The organism is Blastococcus sp. SYSU D00868 (assembly GCF_054050575.1).
In genome coordinates, this window is record NZ_JBJGZO010000012.1 from 34100 (window position 1) to 55092 (window position 20993).

The window sequence follows — 20993 nt, forward strand, 5'->3', positions numbered from 1 at the left end:
ACCCCGATGGGGTGAGTTCCGCGGCTCGGCCCTCCAGGTCGGGTCCGGATCGTCCGATCCCCCTGGGGTGGAGCGGGGAGGCCGCTCCGGAGCACGAGGGACGACGCCATGGCAGGCACCAGCAGTACCGGCTCGCGCATCCGCGCGCGGTTCGCGCGACTCGGGGTGATCGCGGTGCTCGCTGCGCTGGCCACCGTCCTCACCGCCGGCGCGGCGTCGGCTGCTCCGGACCGGTCGTCTCCGCCGGACGTCGTCCCTCTGGTCGACTGCATCCGCAGCAACGCCGACGGCACGTGGACCGTCGTCTTCGGGTACGACAACCGCACCGGCGCATCGGTGGACATCCCGGTCGGCCCGGCCAACAAGGTCACTCCCGTGGCCTACGGGGAGCCGCAGCCGACCACGTTCGTCCCGGGCGTCCAGCACGGGGTCTTCTCGGTCACCGTGCGGCGCGGCGGCGGTCCCATGTGGCACCTCGGCAGGGACAACCTCGCCGCCCGCAGGAACAGCGGGCCGGTCTGCCCGCCGACCACGCAGCTGCCGGCCGACGGCAACGGCACCGGCACCGCGGTGGCCCTCGGCGCGGCCGGCCTGGTCGGCGCGGCGGTGCTGTACCGGTTCCGCCGCAAGGCCGCCCGCCTGGCCGAGGGCACCCCGACGGCCGGCGCGGCCTGACGATGCCGCGCAGCGTCCTGGCCATCGGCGCCCACCCCGACGACGTCGAGCTGGGCTGCGGCGCCACGTTGCTCGCCCACGCCGCCGCCGGCGACGCGGTCACCGTGCTGGTCGTGACCGGCGGCGAGGCCGGCCCGGGCGAGCCCGCGCGCCGGCAGGAGCAGGAGGTCGCGGCCCGCACCCTCGGCGCCCGGCTGGTCTGGGGCGGGCTGCGGGACTGCACGCTCACCGCGGACGCCCGGCTGGTCGCGCTCGTCGAGCGGGTGCTGGCGGAGACCGCGGCCGACGTCGTCTACGTGCACGCCCCCGACGACAGCCACCAGGACCACCGCGCCGTCGCCTCGGCGACGCAGGGCGCGGCCCGGCGGCTGTCGCGGGTGCTGCACTACCAGAGCCCGTCGACCCTGTCGTTCACGCCGACCGTCTACGTCGACGTGACCGCGCACCTCACCGGCAAGCTGCAGGCCCTGGGCGCGCACGCCTCGCAGGTCGAGCACTCGCCCATGGTCGAGCCGGACGCCGTGGTGGCCTCCGCCCGGCACTGGGGCGCGCAGGCCCGCATCGGCTACGCGGAGGCGTTCGCGCCGACCCGCATGGTCCTGGACATGCGGCCCCAGCCGCGCCGGCGGGCCGGCGACGTCCCCGCCGCGCACCGCCTCGTGCCGGCCCCGCGCCTGGCCGGCTGACACCACCCACCGCCCGGTCCTCACCCCTCGGGGGGAGGGCCGGGCCGTTGCGTTGCAGGCGACCGACCCGGGTGCCGATGCACCTGTGACGGGCAGGAGGACCTGCCCGCGGGATCTGGAGGACACCTGGCCATGGACGGCGCGGGTACGGGGGGCGCGGGACTCAGCGTCCTGGCCATCGGGGCGCACCCCGACGACATCGAGCTCGGCTGCGGGGGTGCCCTGCTGGCGCACGTCGCGGCCGGCGACACGGTGACGATGCTGGTCGTCACCGGCGGGGAGAACGGCCCGGGCGACGGCGCCCGCGGCGCCGGGCGCCGCGCGGAGCAGGAGCGGGCCGCCGCCATGATCGGCGCCCGCCTCGTGTGGGGCGGCCTGCGCGACTGCGAGGTCGTACCGGACTCCGCCACCGTGCGGCTGCTCGAGCGCGTGCTGCGGGCCACCCGCGCCGACCTCGTCTACGTGCACGCCCCCGACGACAGCCACCAGGACCACCGGGCCGTCGCCTCGGCCACGCTGGGCGCGGCCCGGCGGCTGCCCCGGGTGCTGCACTACCAGAGCCCCTCGACGCTGTCGTTCACCCCGACCGTCTACGTCGACGTCACCGCCCACCTCTCCGGCAAGGTCGCCGCGCTGGCCGCGCACGCCACCCAGGTGGAGCTGTCGGCGATGGTGGAGCCGGACGCGGTCGTGGCCTCGGCCCGGCACTGGGGCGCCCAGGCCCGGATCGGCTACGCCGAGGCCTTCCAGCCGACCCGGCTCGTGCTCGACCTGGCCCCGGTGCACGGCGGCGCCGCCGCGGAGGTGCCCGCCGCCTGGCAGCTCACGCCCTCGGTGACCGCGCTCTCCTGACCTCGTTCTCCTGACGCCCGCTCGCCGTCACCTCGCAGCGCTCCTGTCGCCGCGCGACGCGACAGGACGGCGGCCGGGTGACGATCCGCCGGGACGGAGGAGGCGGCCCGCGACCGCGAGCCCGGCCGCGGCGGTCCACACCGCCCGCGACAGCCGCACCGCCCGCGGCACGTCACCGGCCACCGGCGGCCGGCCGCTGCCCAGCTGCGGGCGCACCTCCACCCGGCTGCCGTAGACGTTGCGGCCGCCCAGCCGCAGACCGAGCGCCCCGGCGAGCGCGGCCTCGCACCGGCCGGAGTTGGGGCTCGGGTGCGCGGCGCCGTCCCGCAGCCACGCCCCCAGCGCGCCGCCCGCCGACCCGCCGGTCACCGGCGCCAGCGCCACCGTGAGCGCCGCCGTCAGCCGGGCGGGCAGCCAGTTGGCGACGTCGTCCGCGCGGGCGGACGCCCAGCCGAACCGGGCGTACCGCGGCGACCGGTGGCCCACCATCGCGTCGAGGGTGTTCACCGCCCGGTAGGCGGCCAGCCCCGGCAGCCCCGCCACCGCACCCCAGAACAGCGGCGCGACCGCGGCATCGGAGGTGTTCTCCGCGACCGACTCGACCGTGGCGCGGGCCAGCTCGCGCGCGTCGAGCCCGGCGGGGTCGCGACCGGCCAGCGCCGGCAGCTGCGCGCGGGCGGCGGGCAGGTCTCCGGCGACCAGCGGCGCGTACACGTCGCGGGCGGCGCGGCCCAGCGAGGTGCCGCCGAGCACGGTCCAGGTGACCGTGGCCGTGGTCAGCGCGCGGACCACCGGCCGGTGCCGGGTGGCCCGGTCCAGGACGAGCCCCAGCCCGCCGGCCGCACCGACGAGGACGGCGGCGTACCCCGCCCCGGCCGCGCGCGAGTCCCGCCAGCTGCGCCGCTCCAGCGCCGCGGCCAGCGTGCCGAAGCCGGCGACGGGGTGCCCCCGCCGCGGGTCGGCGAACACGAGGTCGGCGGCGGCGCCCAGCGCGAGGCCGGCCGCCGTCGCCAGGTCCCGGTCGTGGGGGCGGCTGCTCAGCACGCGGTCATCGTGCCAACGCCCCGTCCCTAGGATCGCCGGCATGCGCCTGCCCGGCCGTTACGACGGCGTCGCCCGGCCGATCGTCACCTACGGCAGCAACCCCGTGCTGCACCGGCCGTGCGCGCCGGTCACCGAGTTCGGCCGCGACCTGCGCCGGCTCGTGCTCGACATGTTCGCCAGCATGGAGGCCGCCGACGGCGTCGGCCTGGCCGCCAACCAGATCGGCGTCGACGCGCGGGTGTTCGTCATCGACTGCCCCGACGCGGCCGGCGAGGACGTCGTCGGCTACGTGGTCAACCCGGTGCTGACGGTCCTCGAGCCGGTCGAGGGGGAGCCGGCCGAGGAGGTCACCGAGGAGGGCTGCCTGTCGGTCCCGGGCCCGTACGCCGAGCTGGCCCGGGCGTTCCGGGCGCGGGTGGACGGCGTCGACGCGGACGGGCAGCCGGTGAGCATCGAGGCCACCGGGATGGCGGCCCGCTGCCTGCAGCACGAGGTCGACCACCTCGACGGCACCGTCTACGTCGACCGGCTGCCGGAGGAGCAGCGCGAGCGGCTGCTGGCGGAGTCCCGCCAGGGAGCGGGGTCGTGACCGAGGTCGCGACGCAGACCCCGATCGTCGTCGTCGGCATCGGCGCCGACGGCTGGGACGGGCTGGCCCCCACCTCCCGGGCGGAGGTGGAGCGGGCCGAGGTGCTGCTGGGCAGCGCGCGGCAGCTGGCCCTGGTGCCCGACTCGGTCACCGCCGAGCGGGTGCCGTGGCCCTCGCCGCTGTCCGAGGCGCTGCCGGGGCTGGTCGAGGAGCACGCCGGCCGGGCCGTCGTCGTCCTCGCCAGCGGCGACCCGATGCTGTCCGGCATCGGCACCACGCTCACCCGGCTGCTCGGCGCCGCGCGCGTCCGGGTGCTGCCGGCGCCGTCGTCGGTGTCGCTGGCCTGCGCGCGGATGGGCTGGGCGGTCGAGGACACCTGCGTGGTCAGCCTGGTCGGCCGGCCGCTGGAGCTGCTGCACCCGCACGTGCAGCCCGGCGCCCGGCTGCTGGTGCTGGGCTCCGACGGCGAGACGCCGGCGCAGGTCGCCCGGCTGCTGTCCGACCGCGGGTACGGGCTGAGCACCGTCACCGTGCTCGGCGGGCTGGGCGGCCCCGAGGAGACCGTCCGCACCGGGACGGCAGCCACCTGGTCGCAGCCGGCGCCGGCGCTGGTGGTGACCGCGGTCGAGTGCCGCGCCGAGCGCGGGACGATGCCGCTGCCCACCACGCCGGGCCTGCCCGACGGCGCCTACGAGTCCGACGGGCAGCTGACCAAGTCCGAGGTCCGGGCGATCACGCTGGCGCGGCTGGCCGCCGTCCCCGGGCAGCTGCTGTGGGACGTCGGCGCGGGCTCGGGCTCCATCGGCATCGAGTGGATGCGCGCGCACCCGAACTGCCGGGCGGTCGCGGTCGAGGCCGACGAGGAGCGGGCGGCGCGGATCGTCCGCAACGCCACCCGCCTCGGCGTCCCCTACCTGCGCGTGGTGCACGGGCACGCGCCCGACGTGCTGGGCCGGCTCGGCGCGCCGGACGCCGTCTTCATCGGCGGCGGGCTGACCACCCCGCTGGTGCTGGAGACCTGCTGGGAGGCGCTGCCGCCCGGCGGCCGGCTGGTGGCCAACGCGGTCACCGTGGAGAGCGAGGCGGTGCTGGCGACCTGGCACGCCCGGGTGGGCGGGGAGCTGGTGCGCGTCGCCGTCCAGCGGGCCGAGCCGGTCGGCTCGTTCACCGGCTGGCGCGCGGCGATGCCGGTGACCATCTGGAGCGTCACCCGGTGACGGTGTTCTTCATCGGGGCGGGGCCGGGGGCCGCCGACCTCGTCACCCTCCGCGCGGCGCGGCTGATCGCGTCGGCCCCGGTCTGCCTCTACGCCGGCGCGCTGGTGCCGCGGGAGCTGCTCGACACCGCCCCGGCCGGTGCCCGGCTGGTCGACACCGCCGACCTGGACCTCGACCGGATCACCGCCGAGCTGGTCGCCGCGCACGAGGCCGGCCTCGACGTGGCCCGGCTGCACTCCGGCGACCCGTCGGTGTACAGCGCGATGGCCGAGCAGATGCGCCGGCTCGACGCCGCGGGAGTGCCCTACGAGGTGGTGCCGGGGGTCCCGGCGTTCGCCGCGGCCGCCGCCGCGCTCAAGCGGGAGCTCACCGTGCCGGGGGTGGCGCAGACCGTCGTCCTCACCCGGACCTCGGCGCGGTCCACGCCGATGCCGCCGGGGGAGACGCTGGCCGCCTACGCCGCGACCGGGGCCACGCTCGTGCTGCACCTGGCCGTGCAGCGGCTGGACGAGCTCGCCCCGGAGCTGGCGGAGCACTACGGGCCCGGCTGCCCGGCCGCCGTCGTCGCCTACGCCAGCCGGGCGGACGAGGTCGTGCTGCGCGGCACGCTGGCCGACATCGCCGGCCAGGTGGCCGAGGCAGGGATCAGGCGGACGGCGGTCGTGGTCGTCGGCCCCGCCCTGGCCGCCGAGCAGTTCCCCGACAGCCACCTCTACTCCACGAACCGCACCCGCGGTGCGTGACCTGCCCGGCGGCGGCCGCGCTCTCGAAGGACCCCGCCGCCCCCCACCGCTCGCGAGCTCGCGGCGGGCCCCTGCAGCGGGGCCTGAGGGGCAGCGGGGTCCCTCCTCAGGCGCGGCCGACGATCGTGCCGGCGCGGTCGATCACCACGACGTCCACCTCGACCGGCGCGCCGCGCAGCACCCCCAGCGCGGTCTGCCGGGCGCCGGCGGCCACGAGGTCGCCCAGCGGCAGCCCGGCAGCCTGGCACCGCTGCAGCGCGTCGAGGGCGGTGTTCGCCCCGCGCACCGCCTCGACCAGCTCGGGCGCGCCCCCGGCGTCGCGGACCAGCGCCGCCAGCGCCTCGAACGACACCTGCGAGCGGGCCGAGTGCAGGTCCAGGTGCCCCTCGGCGAGCTTGGCCAGCTTCCCGATGCCGCCGGCGACGGTCAGCCGGGGCACGGGGTGCCGGCGCAGGTACTTGAGCACCGCGCCGGCGAAGTCGCCCATGTCCAGCAGGGCGTCCTCGGGCAGCCCGTGCAGCTCCTGCGCGACCCGCTCGCTCGTGGAGCCGGTGCAGCCGGCCACGTGGGTGCGCCCGGCGGCCCGGGCCACGTCGATGCCGCGGCGGATCGAGTCGATCCACGACGAGCACGAGTAGGGGACGACGACGCCGGTCGTGCCGAGGATCGACAGCCCGCCGAGGATGCCCAGCCGCGGGTTCCAGGTCCTGCGGGCCAGCTCCTCGCCGTTCTCCACCGCCACCTCGACGACGACGTCGCCGGTGCCGCCGTGCCGCGCCGCGACCGCGGCGACGTGCTCGGCGATGAACTTCCGCGGCATCGGGTTGATCGCCGGCTCGCCGACCGCCAGCGGCAGCCCGGGCTTGGTCACCGTGCCGACGCCGGGGCCGGCGCGGAAGGTCACCCCGCTGCCCGGCGGGGCCGGCAGCACCCGGGAGGAGACCAGCGCGCCGTGCGTGACGTCGGGGTCGTCGCCGGCGTCCTTGACGATCCCGACCGTGGCCTCGGCGCCGGGCACGAGCGCCTCGCGGGCCAGCGCGAACGAGGGGTGCCGGTCGTTCGGCAGGTCGATCGTCACCGGGTCGGGGAACTCCCCGGTGAGCAGCGCGGTGTAGGCGGCGGCGGCCGCGGCGGTCGCGCAGGCGCCCGTCGTCCAGCCGTGCCGCAGCCCGGCGCCCTCCCTGCTCACGGGAGAAGCATGCCTGGCGGCCGGGCGTGAACCGCCGGGTGCTCGTCCTCGGCGGCACCGGCGAGGCGCGGCGGCTGGCCACCGCGCTGGTCGAGTCGGGCGCCGACGTGCTCAGCTCGCTGGCCGGCCGGGTCGCCGACCCTGTGCTGCCGCCCGGCCGGGTGCGGGTCGGCGGGTTCGGCGGCGTGGAGGGCCTGGCGCAGGCGCTGGCCGAGGTGGACGTCGTCGTCGACGCCACCCACCCCTTCGCCGCCGGGATGACCGCGAACGCCGCCGCGGCCGCCGCGGCCACCGGCACCCCGCTGCTGCGGCTGCAGCGCCCCGGCTGGACGGCCGGCCCCGGCGACGACTGGCGGTGGGTGGCCTCGCTCGACGCGGCGGCGGAGGCCGTCGCCGGCGCCGCGTCGGTGTTCGTCACCACCGGCCGGCAGGGGCTCGCCGCCTTCGCGGGGCTGACCGGCGCGGTGCTGGTGCGGTCGGTCGACCCGCCGGAGCCGCCGCTGCCGGCCCGGTGCACCGTCGTCCTGGCCCGCGGGCCGTTCACGGTGGAGGAGGAGACGGCGCTGATGCGGCAGCACGCCGTCGACGTCGTCGTCACCAAGGACAGCGGCGGCTCGATGACCGCCGCCAAGCTCACCGCGGCCCGCGACCTCGGCGTCCCGGTGGTGCTGGTCCGCCGTCCGCCGCTGCCGGCCGGCGTGCCCGTGGCCGCGACGGTGGAGGAGGCGCTGGCCTGGGTCGCGGAAAAGGGCTCGCGCGCGCAGGGAGACTGACCGGCGGCACATCGAGCACCACCGACAGGAGCGCAGCACCCGTGGAACCCCTGACCGAGCAGCAGGTGCGCCGGTCCTTCGTCAACTGCTCCAAGGGCGAGGCCAACGCCATGACCCTGCCCCGCGACTTCGAGGCGCTGCCGTGGGAGGAGCTGGAGCTGCTGGGCTGGCGCGACCCGAAGGCGCCGCTGCGCGGCTACCTCGTCGTCCCCGCCGAGGGGCGGCCGGTCGGCGTCGCGCTGCGCGCGGCGGACACCCGGATGTCCAGCCGGACGGCGGCCATGTGCCTGCTGTGCCAGACGGCGCAGACCGGCGACGCCGTCTCGCTGTTCACCGCCCGCCGGATCGGCGAGGCCGGGCGCAACGGCAACACCGTCGGCACCTACGTCTGCGCCGACCTGCAGTGCGCGCACCGGGCGCGGACCGAGATCCCGCCGTGGCTGGCCGACCGGGACCCCGGCGAGGTCGTCGCCGAGCGGACGGCGGAGCTGCGCCGGCGGGTGCACGGCTTCCTCGACTCGGTGCGCCGGCCCTGAGCGGCGCGCCGGCCATGGACGGGCGGCTGGTGCTGTTCGACCTCGACGGCACCCTGGTCGACTCGACACCGGGCATCTGGGCCTCGGTCCGGGTGGCGGCGGCCGCGCTGGGCCTGCCGGAGCCCACCGGGGCCCAGCTGCGCGGCATGGTCGGCCCGCCGCTGCAGGACGGGTTCGCCGCCGTGCTCGGCGTGGGCCCGGACGACGTCCCGCGCGCGGTCGCCGCCTACCGGGCGCACTACGCGGCCGGGGCGCTGCTCGACGTCGCGGTGTACGACGGCGTCCCGGAGCTGCTGGCCGGCCTGCGGGCGGCCGGCGCCGTCCTCGCCGTCGCCACGAGCAAGCCCGAGCCGTTCGCCGTCCGGGTGCTGGAGCACACCGGCCTGCTCGGCGCCTTCGACTCGATACACGGCGCGACCCTCGACGGGAGGGTGCGGCACAAGGACCAGGTGGTCGCCGCCGCGCTCGCCGCGCACCCCGGCGGCCGGGACCCGGTGCTCGTCGGCGACCGGGAGCACGACGTCCTGGGCGCGGCGGCGCACGGGCTGCCGTGCATCGGCGCCGGCTGGGGGCCGGCGCCCGCGGAGCTGCGCGCGGCCGGCGCCGCGGCCGTCGCGGCGACACCCGCCCAGGTCAGCGCGCTGCTCGCCGACGTGTAGCGCACAACCGACCGGGGCAGGAGCCGGTGCATGACCGAGACCGCGTCGCCCCTGTCCGCCCTGGCCCTCGTCTGCACGCTGTCGCCGTCCCCGAAGCCCTCGAGCAGCGAGAAGATGGCCCGCGAGGTGCTCGACGCCCTCGCCGAGCACGGGGTGAGCGGGGACGTCGTCCGCGTCGTCGACCACGACGTGCGGCCCGGCGTCGAGGTCGACATGGGCGAGGGCGACGCCTGGCCGGCGATCCGCGAGCGGATGATGGCCGCCGACATCCTGGTCGTCTCGACGCCCACCTGGGTCGGGCACATGAGCAGCGTCGCGCAGCGGGTGCTGGAGCGGCTGGACGGCGAGCTGTCCGAGACCGACGACTCCGGCCGGCCGCTGGTCACCGGCAAGGTCGCGGTCACCGCCGTCGTCGGCAACGAGGACGGCGCGCACAAGATCACCGCTGACCTGATGCAGGGCCTCAACGACATCGGCTTCACGATCCCCGCGCAGGGCGGGACGTACTGGAACGACGAGGCGATGGGCAGCCGCGACTACCTCGACCTGGAGGAGACCCCGGAGGCGGTCGCCTCGACCACGACGACGCTCGCGGAGAACGCCGCGCACCTGGCGCGGGCGCTGAAGGCCACCCCCTACCCGGGGCGGTGATCCTCAGGCGGCGATCGGCTGCGCGGGCTCGGCCTCGGCCACCGCGCGGTCGGCCGACCGCCGGCGCAGCGTGATCGCGGCGACCGCGGCCAGGGCGAGCAGCACCAGCAGCACCGAGTAGACGACGGCGACCGTCTGCAGCGACCACACCGACGCGGCGAACCCGGCGAGGATGGTCGGCGCGCTGAAGCTGAGGTAGCCGACGACGAAGATCGCGGAGATGAGACCGGCCCGCTCCCCGGGGTCGACGCCCGCGGTGACGCTGGCCATCGTGCCCAGGAACACCGTGCCCAGGCCGATCCCGGCGACGACGGCCGCGCCGAAGAGCACCGGGACGGCGGCCGTCGTCATCGCCACGACCGTGCCGGTCACCCCCGCGGCCAGCGTCAGGGCGCCGCCGACCATGGCCCGCTCGGCCGGCAGCCCGCGGGCGGAGACCGCCGCGATGCCGGACGAGCCCTGCACCGCCAGCACCAGCAGGGCGCCGACCAGGTGGTCGTCGATGCCGAAGACCGTGTCCATCATCGACGGGCCCAGCGACTGGTAGAGCGCGCCGAGCGCCCAGCCGGCGACGACCACGGGCAGCGCGGTCAGGAACGCCGCCCGCTGTGGCTGCGGCACCCGCACCCGGGGGCGCAGCGACTCGCGCGCGCCGGGCCGCCGCGGAGAGGTCTCGGGCAGCACGAGGACGGCGGCCGCGGCCAGCAGCAGCGCGGCGGTGAGCACCCCGAACACCCAGCTGGTGGGGGAGGGGACGAACTCCAGGATCAGCCCGGACAGCACCGCCCCCGCCGACAGGCCGATGCCGGGCGAGGCGCTGTTGATCACCGGGCCGAGCGGGCGGTCGGCGTGCTGGGTGTCCAGCAGCGCGGCGCCGAGGGTCCCGGTGAGCGAGCCCATGGCCAGCCCCTGCAGCACGCGCGCGGCGATCAGCCAGGCGACCCCGTCGGCGGCGAGGAACAGCACCATCGACCCGGCCATGAGCAGCAGGCCGGTGACCAGGACCGGGCGCCGGCCCACGTGGTCGGACAGCCCGCCGACGACGAGCAGCGCCAGCAGCAGCGCGAACGCGTACACCCCGAACACGACGGTCAGCACGCCGGAGCTGAAGTCGAACCGCTCCTGGTAGACGCGGAACAGCGGCGTGGGGGCCCCGGACGCGCCCAGCGCGAGCAGCAGCATGCAGGCCACGGACCAGAACGCGGGCGTCCGCGCGAGCGTCGGGGAGGGCACGACCGTGAGCAAGGCGAAGGATCCGCCGCGCATTCCGACCCCCGGCGTGTCAGGCACAGGAAGCGATACGCACGTCCCGGGCCCGAGGACGTGGGTGTTGCTTCCTATGCCTCGGCGGACGGGTAGGTGCGCGGGGTGTAGACGGCGCCGCCCGGGCCGACCCGGGTGCGCGAGGAGCCGACCAGTACGAGGCAGCGCATGTCGACCGTCTCCGGGTCCAGCCCGCCCAGCGTCGTGACCCGCACCTCCTCGGCCGGCCCGCCGACGTCGCGGCCGACCACCACGACGGTGTCGGCGTCGCGGACCTCGAGCAGCGTCTTCTGCGCCTCGCCGAGCTGGTGCGGCCGCGCCTTCGAACGGGGGTTGTACAGCGCCAGCACCAGGTCGGCCTCGGCCGCGTGCCGCAGCCGGTCGAGCACGACCTCCCACGGCTTGAGGACGTCGGACAGGCTGATCACGGCGAAGTCGTGGCCCAGCGGTGCGCCCACGCGAGAGGCGACCGCCTGCGCGGCGGTCAGCCCGGGCAGCACGCGGACGGCGACGCCCGCGTACTCCGGCCGGCCGGCGACCTCGAGCACCGCGGCGGCCATCGCGAAGACGCCGGGGTCGCCGCTGGAGACGACCGCGACCCGCCGCCCGGCGCGGGCCAGCTCCAGCGCGTGCGCGGCCCGCTCGGCCTCGACCCGGTTGTCGCTGGGGTGCCGGGTCTGCCGCGGGTTGACCTCGACCCGGTCCAGGTAGGGGCCGTAGCCCACCAGGTCGTCGGCAGCGGCCAGGGCGGCCGCGGCCTCCGGCGTCGTCCAGGAGCGCTGGCCGGGGCCCAGGCCGACCACGACCACCTCACCGGTGCGGGGGCGGTCCTCGTCGTACTGCTCGGGGCCCGGAGTCGGCTCGGTGAGCGGGCTGGGCAGCAGCGCGAGGGAGAAGTAGGGCACCGTCGCCGGGTCGACCTCGGCCAGCGGCATGGTGCGCTGCCGCTCGGTGGTGGCCCGCTCCACGTACAGCGCGCGGTCGAGCACCCCGGCGGCCTCGAACGCGTCGCGCACCTGGGGGAACGTGCGGCCGAGCTTCATCACCGCGGCCGAGTCGGTGGTCGCCAGCCACTCGGCGAGCTCCTCGGCGGGCAGCGTGCCCGGCAGCACGGTGAGCACCTCGTCGCGCTCCACCAGCGGCCGGCCGACCACCGCGGCGGCGCCGCTGACGCTGGTCACGCCGGGCACGACCTCGGTCGGGTACCGGGAGGCCAGCCGCTTGTGCATGTGCATGTACGAGCCGTAGAAGAACGGGTCGCCCTCGGCGAGGACGACGACGTCCCGCCCGGCGTCCAGGTGCGCGGCCAGCCGCGCGGCGGCTGCCTCGTAGAACTCGTCGATGGCGCCTTGGTAGCCGCCGGGGTGGTCGGTGGTCTCGGTGGTCACCGGGTAGACCAGCAGCTCCTCGACCTGGCCCGCCCGCAGGTACGGCGCGGCCAGGGCGCGGGCCACCGACCGGCCGTGCTGCGCCGCGTGGAAGGCGACGACGTCGGCCGCGCCGATCAGCCGCGCGGCCTTGACCGTCACGAGCTCCGGGTCGCCGGGGCCCAGCCCCACGCCGTAGAGGCGGCCGGTCATTCGGCGTCGCTCGCGATCGCGTTCACGGCGGCCGCGGTGATCGCGCTGCCGCCCCGCCGCCCGCGCACCACGAGGTGCTCGAGGTCGGTGGCGGCCAGCGCCTCCTTGGACTCCGCGGCGCCGATGAAGCCGACCGGGATGCCGAGGACGGCGGCCGGCCGCGGCGCGCCGGCCGCGACCATCTCCAGCAGGTGGAACAGCGCCGTCGGCGCGTTGCCGATGGCCACCACGGCCCCGTCGAGCCGGTCGCGCCACAGCTCCAGCGCCGCGGCGCTGCGGGTGGTGCCCAGCTGCTGCGCGAGGTCGGGCACGCGCGGGTCGTTCAGCGTGCAGACGACGTCGTTGCCGGCCGGCAGCCGCCTGCGGGTGACGCCGGAGGCCACCATCTGCGCGTCGCAGAGGACCGGGGCGCCGGCGTCGAGGGCGGCGCGGGCGCGGGAGACGACGGCGGGGGAGGCGGCGACGTCGGCCACCAGGTCGACCTGGCCGCAGGCGTGGATCATCCGCACGACCACCCGGGCCAGGTCCGCCGGCAGGCCGGCCAGGTCGGCCTCGGCGCGGATGGTGGCGAACGACTGCCGGTAGATCTCGGCGCCGTCCTTCTCGTAGGCGTACATCGGCGAGGAGGCTACGTCGCGGCTCCCGGGGTGTCGGGTTCGGGAGCCCGGCCGGCGCGGGTAGGGGCGGGCGCATGGCGCTCCCCCGGGTCCTCGTCCTCGTCCTCGCCGGCGGCAAGGGCAACCGTCTCGAACTGCTGACCGAGACCCGGGCCAAGCCCGCGGTGCCCTTCGCCGGGGTCTACCGGCTCATCGACTTCCCGCTGTCCAACTGCGAGCACTCCGGCATCGCCGACGTGTGGGTGTCGGTGCAGTACCAGCCGCAGTCGGTGGCTGAGCACCTCGCCAACGGCCGCCCCTGGGACCTCGACCGCACCACCGGCGGGCTGATGATGCTGCCGCCGTTCCAGGGCGACGAGCGCGGCGGCTGGACCGAGGGCACCGCCGACGGGCTGTGGCGGCAGGCCGAGCACGTCCGCGGCTTCGACCCCGACGCGCTGGTCGTCGTCAGCTCGGACGCGGTCTACAAGTTGGACTACCGCGAGGTCGTCGACGCCCACCTCGGGTCCGGCGCGGAGGTGACGATGGTGACCACCGAGGTCGCCGCCGACGACGCCGCGCGCTACGGCATCGTCCGGGTCGGGGACGGCGGCCGGGTCGAGGACTACGCCTACAAGCCCGACGAGCCGGCGACGACGACCGCCACCAACGAGGTCTTCGTGTTCAGCCCGCGGCAGACCCTCGACCGGCTGGAGGCGCTGGCCGCCGACGTCGGCGAGGACGGGCTGGAGGACCTCGGCTCGCACCTGCTGCCCGCCCAGGCCCGCGACGGCGTCGCCAGCGCGTACCCGCTGGCGGGCTACTGGCGCGACGTCGGCACGGTGACGGCCTACTGGGAGGCGCACCAGGACTTCCTCTCCGAGGAGCCGCCGATCGACCTCGACGAGCGGTCGTGGCCGGTGCACACCCGGGGCGGCCGGCACAGCGCCGCGCGGGTGCTCGACGACGGGCGGATCGAGAACAGCCTGCTCTCCGGCGGCACCCGGGTCTCCGGCGACGTGCGCGGGTCGGTGCTCTCGCCCGGCGTCGTCGTGGAGGCCGGCGCGACGGTCGTGGACTCGGTGCTGCTCCCCGGCGTCCGGGTGCGCGCGGGCGCGACGGTGACCCGGACCGTGGTCGACGACGCGGTGGAGGTCGGCCGGGACGCCACGGTCGGCGGGGACGGCGACGTCACGCTGCTGGGCCGCGCGGTGCGGGTCGAGGACGGCGCGAAGATCCCCGCCGGCGCCCGCCACCCCGACCCGGAGGCGGACTAGCCGATCGCGTAGCCGCTGCCGGTCGCGACGACGTCCACGACCTCGCCGCGGGGCCGGCCGCAGCGGCGTCCGCACCCGGCCCAGTGCTGGCGCGCGCCGCCGGCCGGGAGCGTGCCCGCGGCGACGGCGTGCGCGGCGTCGGCCCGCACGTCGGACAGCGACTTCGCGCAGCCGGGCCGCCCGGCGCAGGCGGTGACCCGCAGCCACGGGCTGTCCGGGTCGAGCACGAGGCCCGCGGCGGTGAGCGCGGCGGCTGCGGCGGCCGCGTCGGTCAGGTCGGGGACGGCGACCGCCCGCCACGGGGTGACCTGCAGCCCGGCCGGCGCCAGATCGGCGAGTAGCCCGGCCTGGTCGGCGGTCAGCCGGCCCAGCGGCACCACCGCCACGAGTGCGGTCCGCCCGTCCGGTTGGGCGACCTCGCCGGCGGCGGGGGAGCGGCCGGCCCGCGGGAGTGCCTCCCGGGGGGAGCGCTCCGCGCGCGAGACGCCCACCGGCCAGGAGGCCGTGAGCCGCTCGGCCACCCGGGCGGGACCGTCGTCGAGCTCGGCCAGCCGCCAGGCGCTGCTCTCCTGGGCGGTGCGCTCGGTGAGGAAGGCGCGGGTCGCGGCGAGGGCCAGGTTCACCGCGTCGGCCGGGGCGGCCCGCAGCCCGCTGTCGGCGCCGGCCAGGGTGAGCGCGACCGTGCCGGCGTCCAGCGCGACCAGGCCGACGTCCCCGCCGAGGCCGGCGACGTCGCCGCGGCCGTCGTCGAGCGTGGCGAGGTAGCGGCCGGGCAGCCCGGCCAGGGCGGGGTCGGCGCACAGCCCGGCGTCCAGCGCGGCGACCCACGGCGTGACGTCGAGGGACCCGCCGGCGGTGCGGCCCGACAGCGTGCTGGCCAGCACGTTGCGCACCCGCTCGTGCGTCGCGCTGGGCAGCAGCCCGGCCGCGGCCAGCCGGTCGCCCAACGCGGCCTCCGCGCCCGGAGCAAGCCCGCGCAGCTGCACGTTGCCGCGGCTGGTCAGCTCCAGCGCGCCGTCGCCGAGGTCGCGGGCCGCGGCGGCGAGCACCCGCAGCTGGGCGGCGGTCAGCAGTCCGCCGGGCACGCGCACGCGGGCCAGCGCGCCGTCGGCGGCGGCGTGGGTCTGCAGCGCGCCCGGGCAGGCGTCGGCGCGGTCGCGGATCGGGGTGCTCATGACGGCAGCGAGGCTACGTCGGGGAGCCGAGGACGGCGGCGGCCAGCCGGGCCGCCACCGGGCGTCACCCGGCCGATCCTGCCGTCACCGGTCGAAGGCCATCCAGATCCGGCGGCGGTCGGCGCGGCCGCGGACCTCGGCCATCGCGGCCACGCGGCGCTGCTGGTCCGGCGTCGCCCGGCGCTGGACGACGGCGATCTCGGCCTCGCGCATCGCCCGCTCCGCGGCGTACTCCTCGCGCGTGGACGGGGACTCGTCCACCGGCTCGGGCTCGTCGGCCGGCGGGCGGGCGTACGGGCTGTCGGCCGGCAGGTTGCCGCTGACCCGGCCGTAGGCGCCGAGCAGCAGCAGCACGAGGCCGGCGACGACGGAGAAGACGACGTTGGGCCACTGGAACGACAGCACGTTCCAGTCGGTGCGCAGCACCGCGAGGTTGGCCAGCGCCGAGAGCAGGAACAGCGCGCCGACGGCGATCATCACCGTCGACGCGACGCGGGGGCCGCGCAGCGCGGCGGCGACCAGCACCGCCGCGGTGACCACCGAGATCGTCGACAGCAGGCCGTTGGAGCTCAGCCCGAGCACCCGGCCGCCCTCGGTGGAGAAGAACGGCAGGCCGTCGAGGAAGCCCAGCACGCCGAACACCGCGATGACCGCGGCCACGGCGAGCGCACCGACCCGGTGCACGACCGGGACGCGCTGGCCCGGCGAGAGGGCGGTGCCGCCCGTGCGCGGCGTCCAGTGGGGGCGGGAGAGGTGCAGGGTCATGGCGGTCTCCTCGCGTGGGTCGCTGACACCCGCTCTTCGCCGGGCCGCAGCCACCCGGATGCGCACGACCCGGACGTGCGCGACGGAATCCTCGGAGGGGTCGGCGTGTTGCCCGGGCATGACCCAGTCGTTCGAGTTCGACCTGCACTCCGAGTACCTGCGCGCGGACCTGTTCCTCTCCATGGGGCAGCCGACCGAGGCGGCCCGGATCCTGGTCCCGGTCGTCGAGGCCGAGCCGGCCAACGAGGCCGCGCTCGAGCTCCTGGCCCGCAGCTACTTCGCCTCCGCCCAGCTGTCCCGCGCCGAGGAGGCGCTCGGCCGGCTCGTGGAGCTGGCGCCGGCCAACGGGTGGGCGCGGCGCGCGCTGGCCCGGACGCTGGAGCGGCAGAGCCGCCCGGACGCGGCCGCCGCCCACCACCGGCTCGCCGACGCCCTCGGCGCCGCCCGCTGACCTGACCGGCCTCCTGGGCGACATGGCGGTTCCGCCTCGGGCAGGACCGCCATGTCGCCCGGAGGGGTGTCGGCGCGAGGTGGGCAAGAACGGTCGTTGACCTCCAGTGCACTGGAGTTCCTACCGTCGGTGACATGAGCATGGAGATGACGGCGTGGTCGGCGCTGTCCAACGCGATGCACGGCCGCACCGAGCGCCGCCCGTTCTCCCGGGCGACCGTCCGGCGGGTGCTCGCCTTCGCCCGGCCGCACCGCCGCCGGATCCTCGCCTTCGTCACCGTCGGTGTCGTCGAGGCGGTGCTGACCGTGGCCACGCCGCTGCTGGCCGGCCGGGTCGTCGACGCGATCGTCGAGGGCAGCGACCCCGCGGTCGTCGTCCGGCTGGCGGCGCTCATCGCCGTCCTCGCCGTCGCCGGGACCGGGCTGTCCCTGCTCGGCCGCTGGCTGTCGGCCAGCCTGGGCGAGGGGCTGATCCTCGACCTGCGCACCGCCGTCTTCGACCACGTCCAGCGGATGCCGGTCGCCTTCTTCACGCGCACCCGCACCGGGGCCCTGGTCTCCCGGCTCAACAACGACGTCATCGGGGCGCAGCGGGCGTTCAGCGACACCCTCGCCGGCGTCGTCAGCAACACCGTGACGCTGCTGCTGACCGGCGCCGTCATGCTCACGCTGTCGTGGCAGGTCACCGTCCTGTCGCTGCTGCTCCTGCCGGCCTTCCTCCTCCCCGCCCGGCGGATCGGCGCTCGGCTGGCCGGCCTCGGCCGCGCCGCCGCCGACCACAACGCGGCGATGACCGACCAGACGACCGAGCGGTTCTCCGCACCCGGGGCCACCCTGATCAAGCTGTTCGGCCGGCCGGACCGGGAGTCGGCGGAGTTCGCCGCCCGGGCGCGGAAGGTGCGCGACATCGGCGTCCGGACGGCGATGGTGCAGTGGGCCTTCGTCAGCGCGCTGATGCTCGTCTCCGCCCTCGCGCTGGCGCTGGTCTACGGCCTCGGCGGGTTCTACGCGCTGCAGGGGTCGCTCGACCCGGGCGCGGTGGTCGCGCTGGCGCTGCTGCTGACCCGGCTGTACGCGCCGCTGACCGCGCTGGCCGGCGCCCGCGTCGACGTCTCCTCGGCGATGGTCAGCTTCGAGCGGGTCTTCGAGGTGCTCGACCTGGTGCCGCTGGTCCGCGAGCGGCCCGGCGCCCGCGACGTCCCCGACGGCCCGGTGTCGGTCGAGTTCGACTCCGTCACCTTCGGCTACCCGGCCGCCGACCGTGTCTCGCTCGCCTCCCTCGAGGACGTCGTCCAGCTCGACGGCCGCGGCGGCGTCGACGTCCTGCACGACGTGTCGTTCACCGTCGAGCCGGGGCAGGTCGTGGCGATCGTCGGCTCCTCGGGTGCGGGCAAGTCCACGATCGCCTCCCTGCTGCCGCGGCTCTACGACGTCGACGCCGGGGCGGTCCGGCTCGGCGGCGTCGACGTCCGCGACCTGTCGTTCGCCGCGATCCGCCGGACGCTGGGCCTGGTCACCCAGGACGGGCACCTGTTCCACGAGTCGCTGCGGTCCAACCTGCTGCTGGCCGCCCCCGACGCGACGGACGACGAGCTGTGGGCCGCGCTGGCCCGGGCCCGGCTGGCCGACCTGGTCGCCGCGCTGCCCGACGGCCTGGACACCGTCGTCGGCGAGCGCGGCTACCGGCTGTCGGGCGGCGAGCGGCAGCGGCTGACCATCGCCCGGCTGCTGCTCGCCCGGCCGCGGGTGGTGCTGCTGGACGAGGCGACCGCGCACCTGGACTCCACCTCCGAGGCGGCGGTGCAGGCCGCCCTGGACGAGGCCCTCGAGGGCCGGACGGCGATCGTCATCGCGCACCGGCTGTCCACCGTCCGCGGCGCCGACCGCATCCTCGTGCTGGAGGCCGGCCGGGTCGTCGAGCGCGGCCGGCACGCCGAGCTGCTGGCCGCCGGCGGGCGCTACGCGCAGCTGTACCGCACCCAGTTCGAGGACCCGACCGCCCGCGAGCTGGTGGTCAGCTGACCGGCGTCAGCCGGACGAGCGCGATCCGCCGGGAGACCGAGGCCTGGTAGCCGTCGTAGGCGCCGCACCTGGCCATGAGCGCGTCCCACAGCCGCTGCCGGTCGGCGTCGGCGACGGCGCTCGCGACCACCGCGGTCCGGCGTCCGCCGACCTCGACCGCGCCCCGGGGGTCGGCCTGCAGGTTCAGCCACCACTGCGGCTCGGCGTCGATGCCGCCGTTGGAGGCGGCCACCACGTAGTCCTCGCCGTCCCGCACGTACAGCGCCGGGGTGGTGAGGGTCCGGCCCGACACCCGCCCGGTGTGGGTGAGCAGCAGCAGGTCGCCGCCGCGGAACGTGCGGACCAGCCGCCCGCCGGACCGGCGCACCAGCGCGACGTGCACCTTCGCGGCGTACTTGCTGACCGCGGTCAGCGCGCGGTCCCTCGGCGTCATCGTCGTCGTGGTCACCGCGCACCGCCCAGAACGCGCGCGTCACGACGGGCGGCGCGGCGGCCCATGAACCGGGCGATCGCCAGCAGCACCGGCCCGGCGTCCGGCAGCCGCCGCAGGGCCTCCTCCGGCAGGCCCGCGGCGACCCAGCCGGCCACGGCGGGGACCTCGCGCGGGGTGTAGTCCTTCTGGAAGACCTCCCGGTCCAGGCGCGTCCAGTCCTCCGGGGTCAGGTGCTGCTGCACCAGCGCCATGCCGTCGGCCTCCTCGCGGGCGAGGTGGGCCCGCAGGGCCTCGTCGAGCCGCGCGGTCGTCGCGGCGAGCCGGTCGCGGGTCCCCGGCCCGCCGGTGCCCGCGGCCAGGGCCGCCAGGTCGGCCTGCACCGACGTCAGGAGCGGGTCGATCCCGGCGTGGTCGGCCGCCAGCGCCTCGAGGACGCCGGGGTCGGCGCCGCGCTCGGCCAGCAGGGGCCACATCGCGCGGTCCTCGCCGGAGTGGTGCTTGTGGATGATCATGGCGAAGAGGGCGAACCGGCGCGCCAGCCGGCGCCACCGGTCCCGGTCCCCGGCGTCGATGGCGGGGACCGCGGCGGCGAAGGCCGCGGTGTCCCGCCGGAACGCGCGGTGCATCAGGTACATCGGGGCGAGGTCGATGGGTCCCTCGGGGGCGGCGGCCTGCCCCTCGAGCAGCAGCTGCGGGACGGCGGGTGCCGTGGTCGTCATGGCGTCCTCCATATTGGGTAGAGCCTGAGTAAAACGAACAGTGGCACGGTAAGGTCGAAGCATGACGGAGGGCAAGAGGGTCTACCGCTCCTCGTTGCGGGCCGAGCAGGCGCGGCAGACGCGAGTCGCGGTGCTCGACGCGGCGGGGCGCTGCTTCCTGGAGCACGGGTACGCCGGCACGACGATGAAGGACGTCGCGGCGGCCGCCGGCGTCTCCGTGCCGACGGTCTTCGCGCAGGGCGGCAAGTCCGCGCTCCTCCTGGCCTGCGTCGACCGGGCCGTCGTGGGGGACGACGAGGAGGCGCCGCTGGCCCAGCGCGAGCTGTTCCTCCGGCTGGTCGAGGCGCCCGACCGGGCGGGGAAGCTGGCCGCCGCCCGGGAGCTGGTGCTGCGCTACGTCCCGCAGACGGTGCCGATGATCCAGGTCTTCGCCGCCGCCGCGGCCGGCGACGCGGAGATCGCCGGGGCCTGGGCCGAGTACGAGCGCCGTCGGTACGCCGACCAGCGGGTGATGATCGGCTCCCTCGAGCCGTGGCTGCGGGAGGGGCTCGACGCCGACCGGGCCACGGACATCGCCTGGGGGTTGTTCACGCACGCGCCGATCGCGAACCTCGTCGGGGTGCGTGGCTGGAGCGTCGAGCAGTACGCCGACTTCCTGGTCGACGCCCTGGAGCGGCTGCTGCTGCGCTGAGTGTCGGTGCTGCCGGCGATGCTGCGCGCGTGCCGACGCTGCCCGAGGTGACCGCCGCCGTCCGTGCCGCCTGGTCGGAGGCGACCTGCGACGAGGTCGACCTGGCCGACTGGACGCCCGCGAACCCCGCCCGCGGCCAGTGCGGCGTCACCGCGCTGACCGTGCAGGACCTCCTCGGCGGGGACCTGCTGGTCGCCGAGGTGCTCCGCGCCGACGGCTCCCGCCAGGGGGTGCACTGGTGGAACCGCCTGCCCGACGGCTCGGAGGTGGACCTGACCCGCGAGCAGTTCGCGCCCGCCGAACTCGTCCGGGCCCCCCGCGTGGTGGCCCGGCCGCCCGGCCCGCCGCGCCGAGGGGCCGAGCAGTACGCCCGGTTCCGGGCCGCGGTCGCCGCCCGGCTGGGCTGAG

The 20993-nt window shown here is 77.0% G+C and carries 24 protein-coding genes; 15 read left to right on the forward strand and 9 right to left on the reverse strand.

What is annotated here, in order from left to right:
- Positions 1–108: 108 nt before the first annotated feature.
- The 3 genes from ACI79F_RS12430 (at position 109) to ACI79F_RS12440 (ending at position 2213) form a co-directional block, all read left to right on the forward strand.
- The gene (locus ACI79F_RS12430) at positions 109–675 is read left to right on the forward strand and encodes a hypothetical protein (RefSeq protein WP_456543165.1); all 567 of its coding nucleotides are present in this window, start codon (positions 109–111) and stop codon (positions 673–675) included.
- A gap of 2 nt (positions 676–677) precedes the next feature.
- Positions 678–1361: a PIG-L deacetylase family protein gene (locus ACI79F_RS12435; protein ID WP_456543164.1), complete on the forward strand. Its 684-nt coding sequence runs from the start codon at positions 678–680 to the stop codon at positions 1359–1361.
- A gap of 132 nt (positions 1362–1493) precedes the next feature.
- Positions 1494–2213, forward strand: a complete 720-nt coding sequence (locus ACI79F_RS12440; RefSeq protein ID WP_456543163.1) for a PIG-L deacetylase family protein — start codon at positions 1494–1496, stop codon at positions 2211–2213.
- A 27-nt stretch (positions 2214–2240) separates the two neighbouring features.
- On the opposite strand, the gene ACI79F_RS12445 is transcribed toward ACI79F_RS12440, so the two are convergent.
- Entirely contained in the window at positions 2241–3257 is a 1017-nt protein-coding gene (locus ACI79F_RS12445; RefSeq protein ID WP_456543162.1) for a cobalamin biosynthesis protein, read from the reverse strand.
- A 40-nt stretch (positions 3258–3297) separates the two neighbouring features.
- On the opposite strand from ACI79F_RS12445, the gene def reads away from it, so the two are divergent.
- From def to cobM, 3 genes are read left to right on the forward strand one after another with little or no spacing between them, the layout of a single operon-like run.
- Entirely contained in the window at positions 3298–3846 is a 549-nt protein-coding gene (def, locus tag ACI79F_RS12450; protein WP_456543161.1) for a peptide deformylase, read from the forward strand.
- Positions 3843–5063 (forward strand): precorrin-6y C5,15-methyltransferase (decarboxylating) subunit CbiE, encoded by a 1221-nt coding sequence (cbiE, locus tag ACI79F_RS12455; RefSeq protein ID WP_456543160.1) that lies wholly within the window; start codon positions 3843–3845, stop codon positions 5061–5063. The genes def and cbiE overlap by 4 nt, the downstream gene beginning before the upstream one ends.
- On the forward strand, positions 5060–5806 hold the full coding sequence (gene cobM, locus ACI79F_RS12460) for a precorrin-4 C(11)-methyltransferase (RefSeq protein ID WP_456543159.1): 747 nt from the start codon (positions 5060–5062) through the stop codon (positions 5804–5806). Before cbiE ends, cobM begins: the two co-directional genes overlap by 4 nt.
- Positions 5807–5912: 106 nt before the next feature.
- Here the strand turns inward: cobM and ACI79F_RS12465 are convergent, their stop codons facing one another.
- Positions 5913–6995, reverse strand: a complete 1083-nt coding sequence (locus tag ACI79F_RS12465; protein ID WP_456543158.1) for a cobalt-precorrin-5B (C(1))-methyltransferase — start codon at positions 6993–6995, stop codon at positions 5913–5915.
- 26 nt (positions 6996–7021) lie between these two features.
- Between ACI79F_RS12465 and ACI79F_RS12470 the strand changes: the two genes are divergently transcribed.
- From ACI79F_RS12470 to ACI79F_RS12485, 4 genes are read left to right on the forward strand one after another with little or no spacing between them, the layout of a single operon-like run.
- Positions 7022–7768: a cobalt-precorrin-6A reductase gene (locus ACI79F_RS12470; RefSeq protein ID WP_456543157.1), complete on the forward strand. Its 747-nt coding sequence runs from the start codon at positions 7022–7024 to the stop codon at positions 7766–7768.
- 41 nt (positions 7769–7809) lie between these two features.
- Entirely contained in the window at positions 7810–8304 is a 495-nt protein-coding gene (locus ACI79F_RS12475; RefSeq protein WP_456543156.1) for an FBP domain-containing protein, read from the forward strand.
- A 14-nt stretch (positions 8305–8318) separates the two neighbouring features.
- A complete protein-coding gene (locus ACI79F_RS12480) occupies positions 8319–8963 on the forward strand; it encodes an HAD hydrolase-like protein (protein ID WP_456543155.1) in 645 nt (214 codons plus the stop codon).
- A gap of 30 nt (positions 8964–8993) precedes the next feature.
- The gene (locus ACI79F_RS12485; protein ID WP_456543154.1) at positions 8994–9614 is read left to right on the forward strand and encodes a flavodoxin family protein; all 621 of its coding nucleotides are present in this window, start codon (positions 8994–8996) and stop codon (positions 9612–9614) included.
- 3 nt (positions 9615–9617) lie between these two features.
- Here the strand turns inward: ACI79F_RS12485 and ACI79F_RS12490 are convergent, their stop codons facing one another.
- The 3 genes from ACI79F_RS12490 to ACI79F_RS12500 all read right to left on the reverse strand — a co-directional run bounded on the left by ACI79F_RS12490 (position 9618) and on the right by ACI79F_RS12500 (position 13074).
- Complete coding sequence (locus ACI79F_RS12490) at positions 9618–10847, reverse strand: MFS transporter (protein ID WP_456543153.1); 1230 nt, start codon at positions 10845–10847, stop codon at positions 9618–9620.
- Positions 10848–10951: 104 nt separating this feature from the next.
- Positions 10952–12457: a precorrin-2 C(20)-methyltransferase gene (locus ACI79F_RS12495; protein ID WP_456543152.1), complete on the reverse strand. Its 1506-nt coding sequence runs from the start codon at positions 12455–12457 to the stop codon at positions 10952–10954.
- Positions 12454–13074: a precorrin-8X methylmutase gene (locus ACI79F_RS12500; RefSeq protein WP_456543151.1), complete on the reverse strand. Its 621-nt coding sequence runs from the start codon at positions 13072–13074 to the stop codon at positions 12454–12456. Before ACI79F_RS12500 ends, ACI79F_RS12495 begins: the two co-directional genes overlap by 4 nt.
- 74 nt (positions 13075–13148) lie before the next feature.
- Between ACI79F_RS12500 and ACI79F_RS12505 the strand changes: the two genes are divergently transcribed.
- A complete protein-coding gene (locus ACI79F_RS12505; protein ID WP_456543150.1) occupies positions 13149–14330 on the forward strand; it encodes a glucose-1-phosphate adenylyltransferase family protein in 1182 nt (393 codons plus the stop codon).
- Here ACI79F_RS12505 and cobG read toward each other — a convergent pair.
- Both cobG and ACI79F_RS12515 read right to left on the reverse strand, forming a co-directional pair.
- The gene (gene cobG / locus ACI79F_RS12510; RefSeq protein ID WP_456543149.1) at positions 14327–15505 is read right to left on the reverse strand and encodes a precorrin-3B synthase; all 1179 of its coding nucleotides are present in this window, start codon (positions 15503–15505) and stop codon (positions 14327–14329) included. The genes ACI79F_RS12505 and cobG overlap by 4 nt on opposite strands.
- An 84-nt stretch (positions 15506–15589) precedes the next feature.
- Entirely contained in the window at positions 15590–16270 is a 681-nt protein-coding gene (locus ACI79F_RS12515) for a DUF4383 domain-containing protein (protein ID WP_456543148.1), read from the reverse strand.
- Between the two features lie 118 nt (positions 16271–16388).
- Here ACI79F_RS12515 and ACI79F_RS12520 point away from each other — a divergent pair, with 118 nt between their 5' ends.
- Positions 16389–16721: a tetratricopeptide repeat protein gene (locus tag ACI79F_RS12520; RefSeq protein WP_456543147.1), complete on the forward strand. Its 333-nt coding sequence runs from the start codon at positions 16389–16391 to the stop codon at positions 16719–16721.
- 134 nt (positions 16722–16855) lie between these two features.
- Positions 16856–18742: an ABC transporter ATP-binding protein gene (locus ACI79F_RS12525; protein ID WP_456543146.1), complete on the forward strand. Its 1887-nt coding sequence runs from the start codon at positions 16856–16858 to the stop codon at positions 18740–18742.
- Here the strand turns inward: ACI79F_RS12525 and ACI79F_RS12530 are convergent.
- Both ACI79F_RS12530 and ACI79F_RS12535 read right to left on the reverse strand, forming a co-directional pair.
- Positions 18735–19190: a nitroreductase/quinone reductase family protein gene (locus tag ACI79F_RS12530; RefSeq protein WP_456543145.1), complete on the reverse strand. Its 456-nt coding sequence runs from the start codon at positions 19188–19190 to the stop codon at positions 18735–18737. The genes ACI79F_RS12525 and ACI79F_RS12530 overlap by 8 nt on opposite strands.
- Positions 19187–19894, reverse strand: coding sequence for a hemerythrin domain-containing protein (locus tag ACI79F_RS12535; protein WP_456543144.1), 708 nt, complete (start codon positions 19892–19894; stop codon positions 19187–19189). Before ACI79F_RS12535 ends, ACI79F_RS12530 begins: the two co-directional genes overlap by 4 nt.
- 61 nt (positions 19895–19955) lie before the next feature.
- Here ACI79F_RS12535 and ACI79F_RS12540 point away from each other — a divergent pair, with 61 nt between their 5' ends.
- Both ACI79F_RS12540 and ACI79F_RS12545 read left to right on the forward strand, forming a co-directional pair.
- Positions 19956–20585, forward strand: a complete 630-nt coding sequence (locus tag ACI79F_RS12540) for a TetR/AcrR family transcriptional regulator (RefSeq protein WP_456543143.1) — start codon at positions 19956–19958, stop codon at positions 20583–20585.
- A 29-nt stretch (positions 20586–20614) separates the two neighbouring features.
- On the forward strand, positions 20615–20992 hold the full coding sequence (locus ACI79F_RS12545) for a YunG family protein (RefSeq protein ID WP_456543142.1): 378 nt from the start codon (positions 20615–20617) through the stop codon (positions 20990–20992).
- Position 20993: the final 1 nt, after the last annotated feature.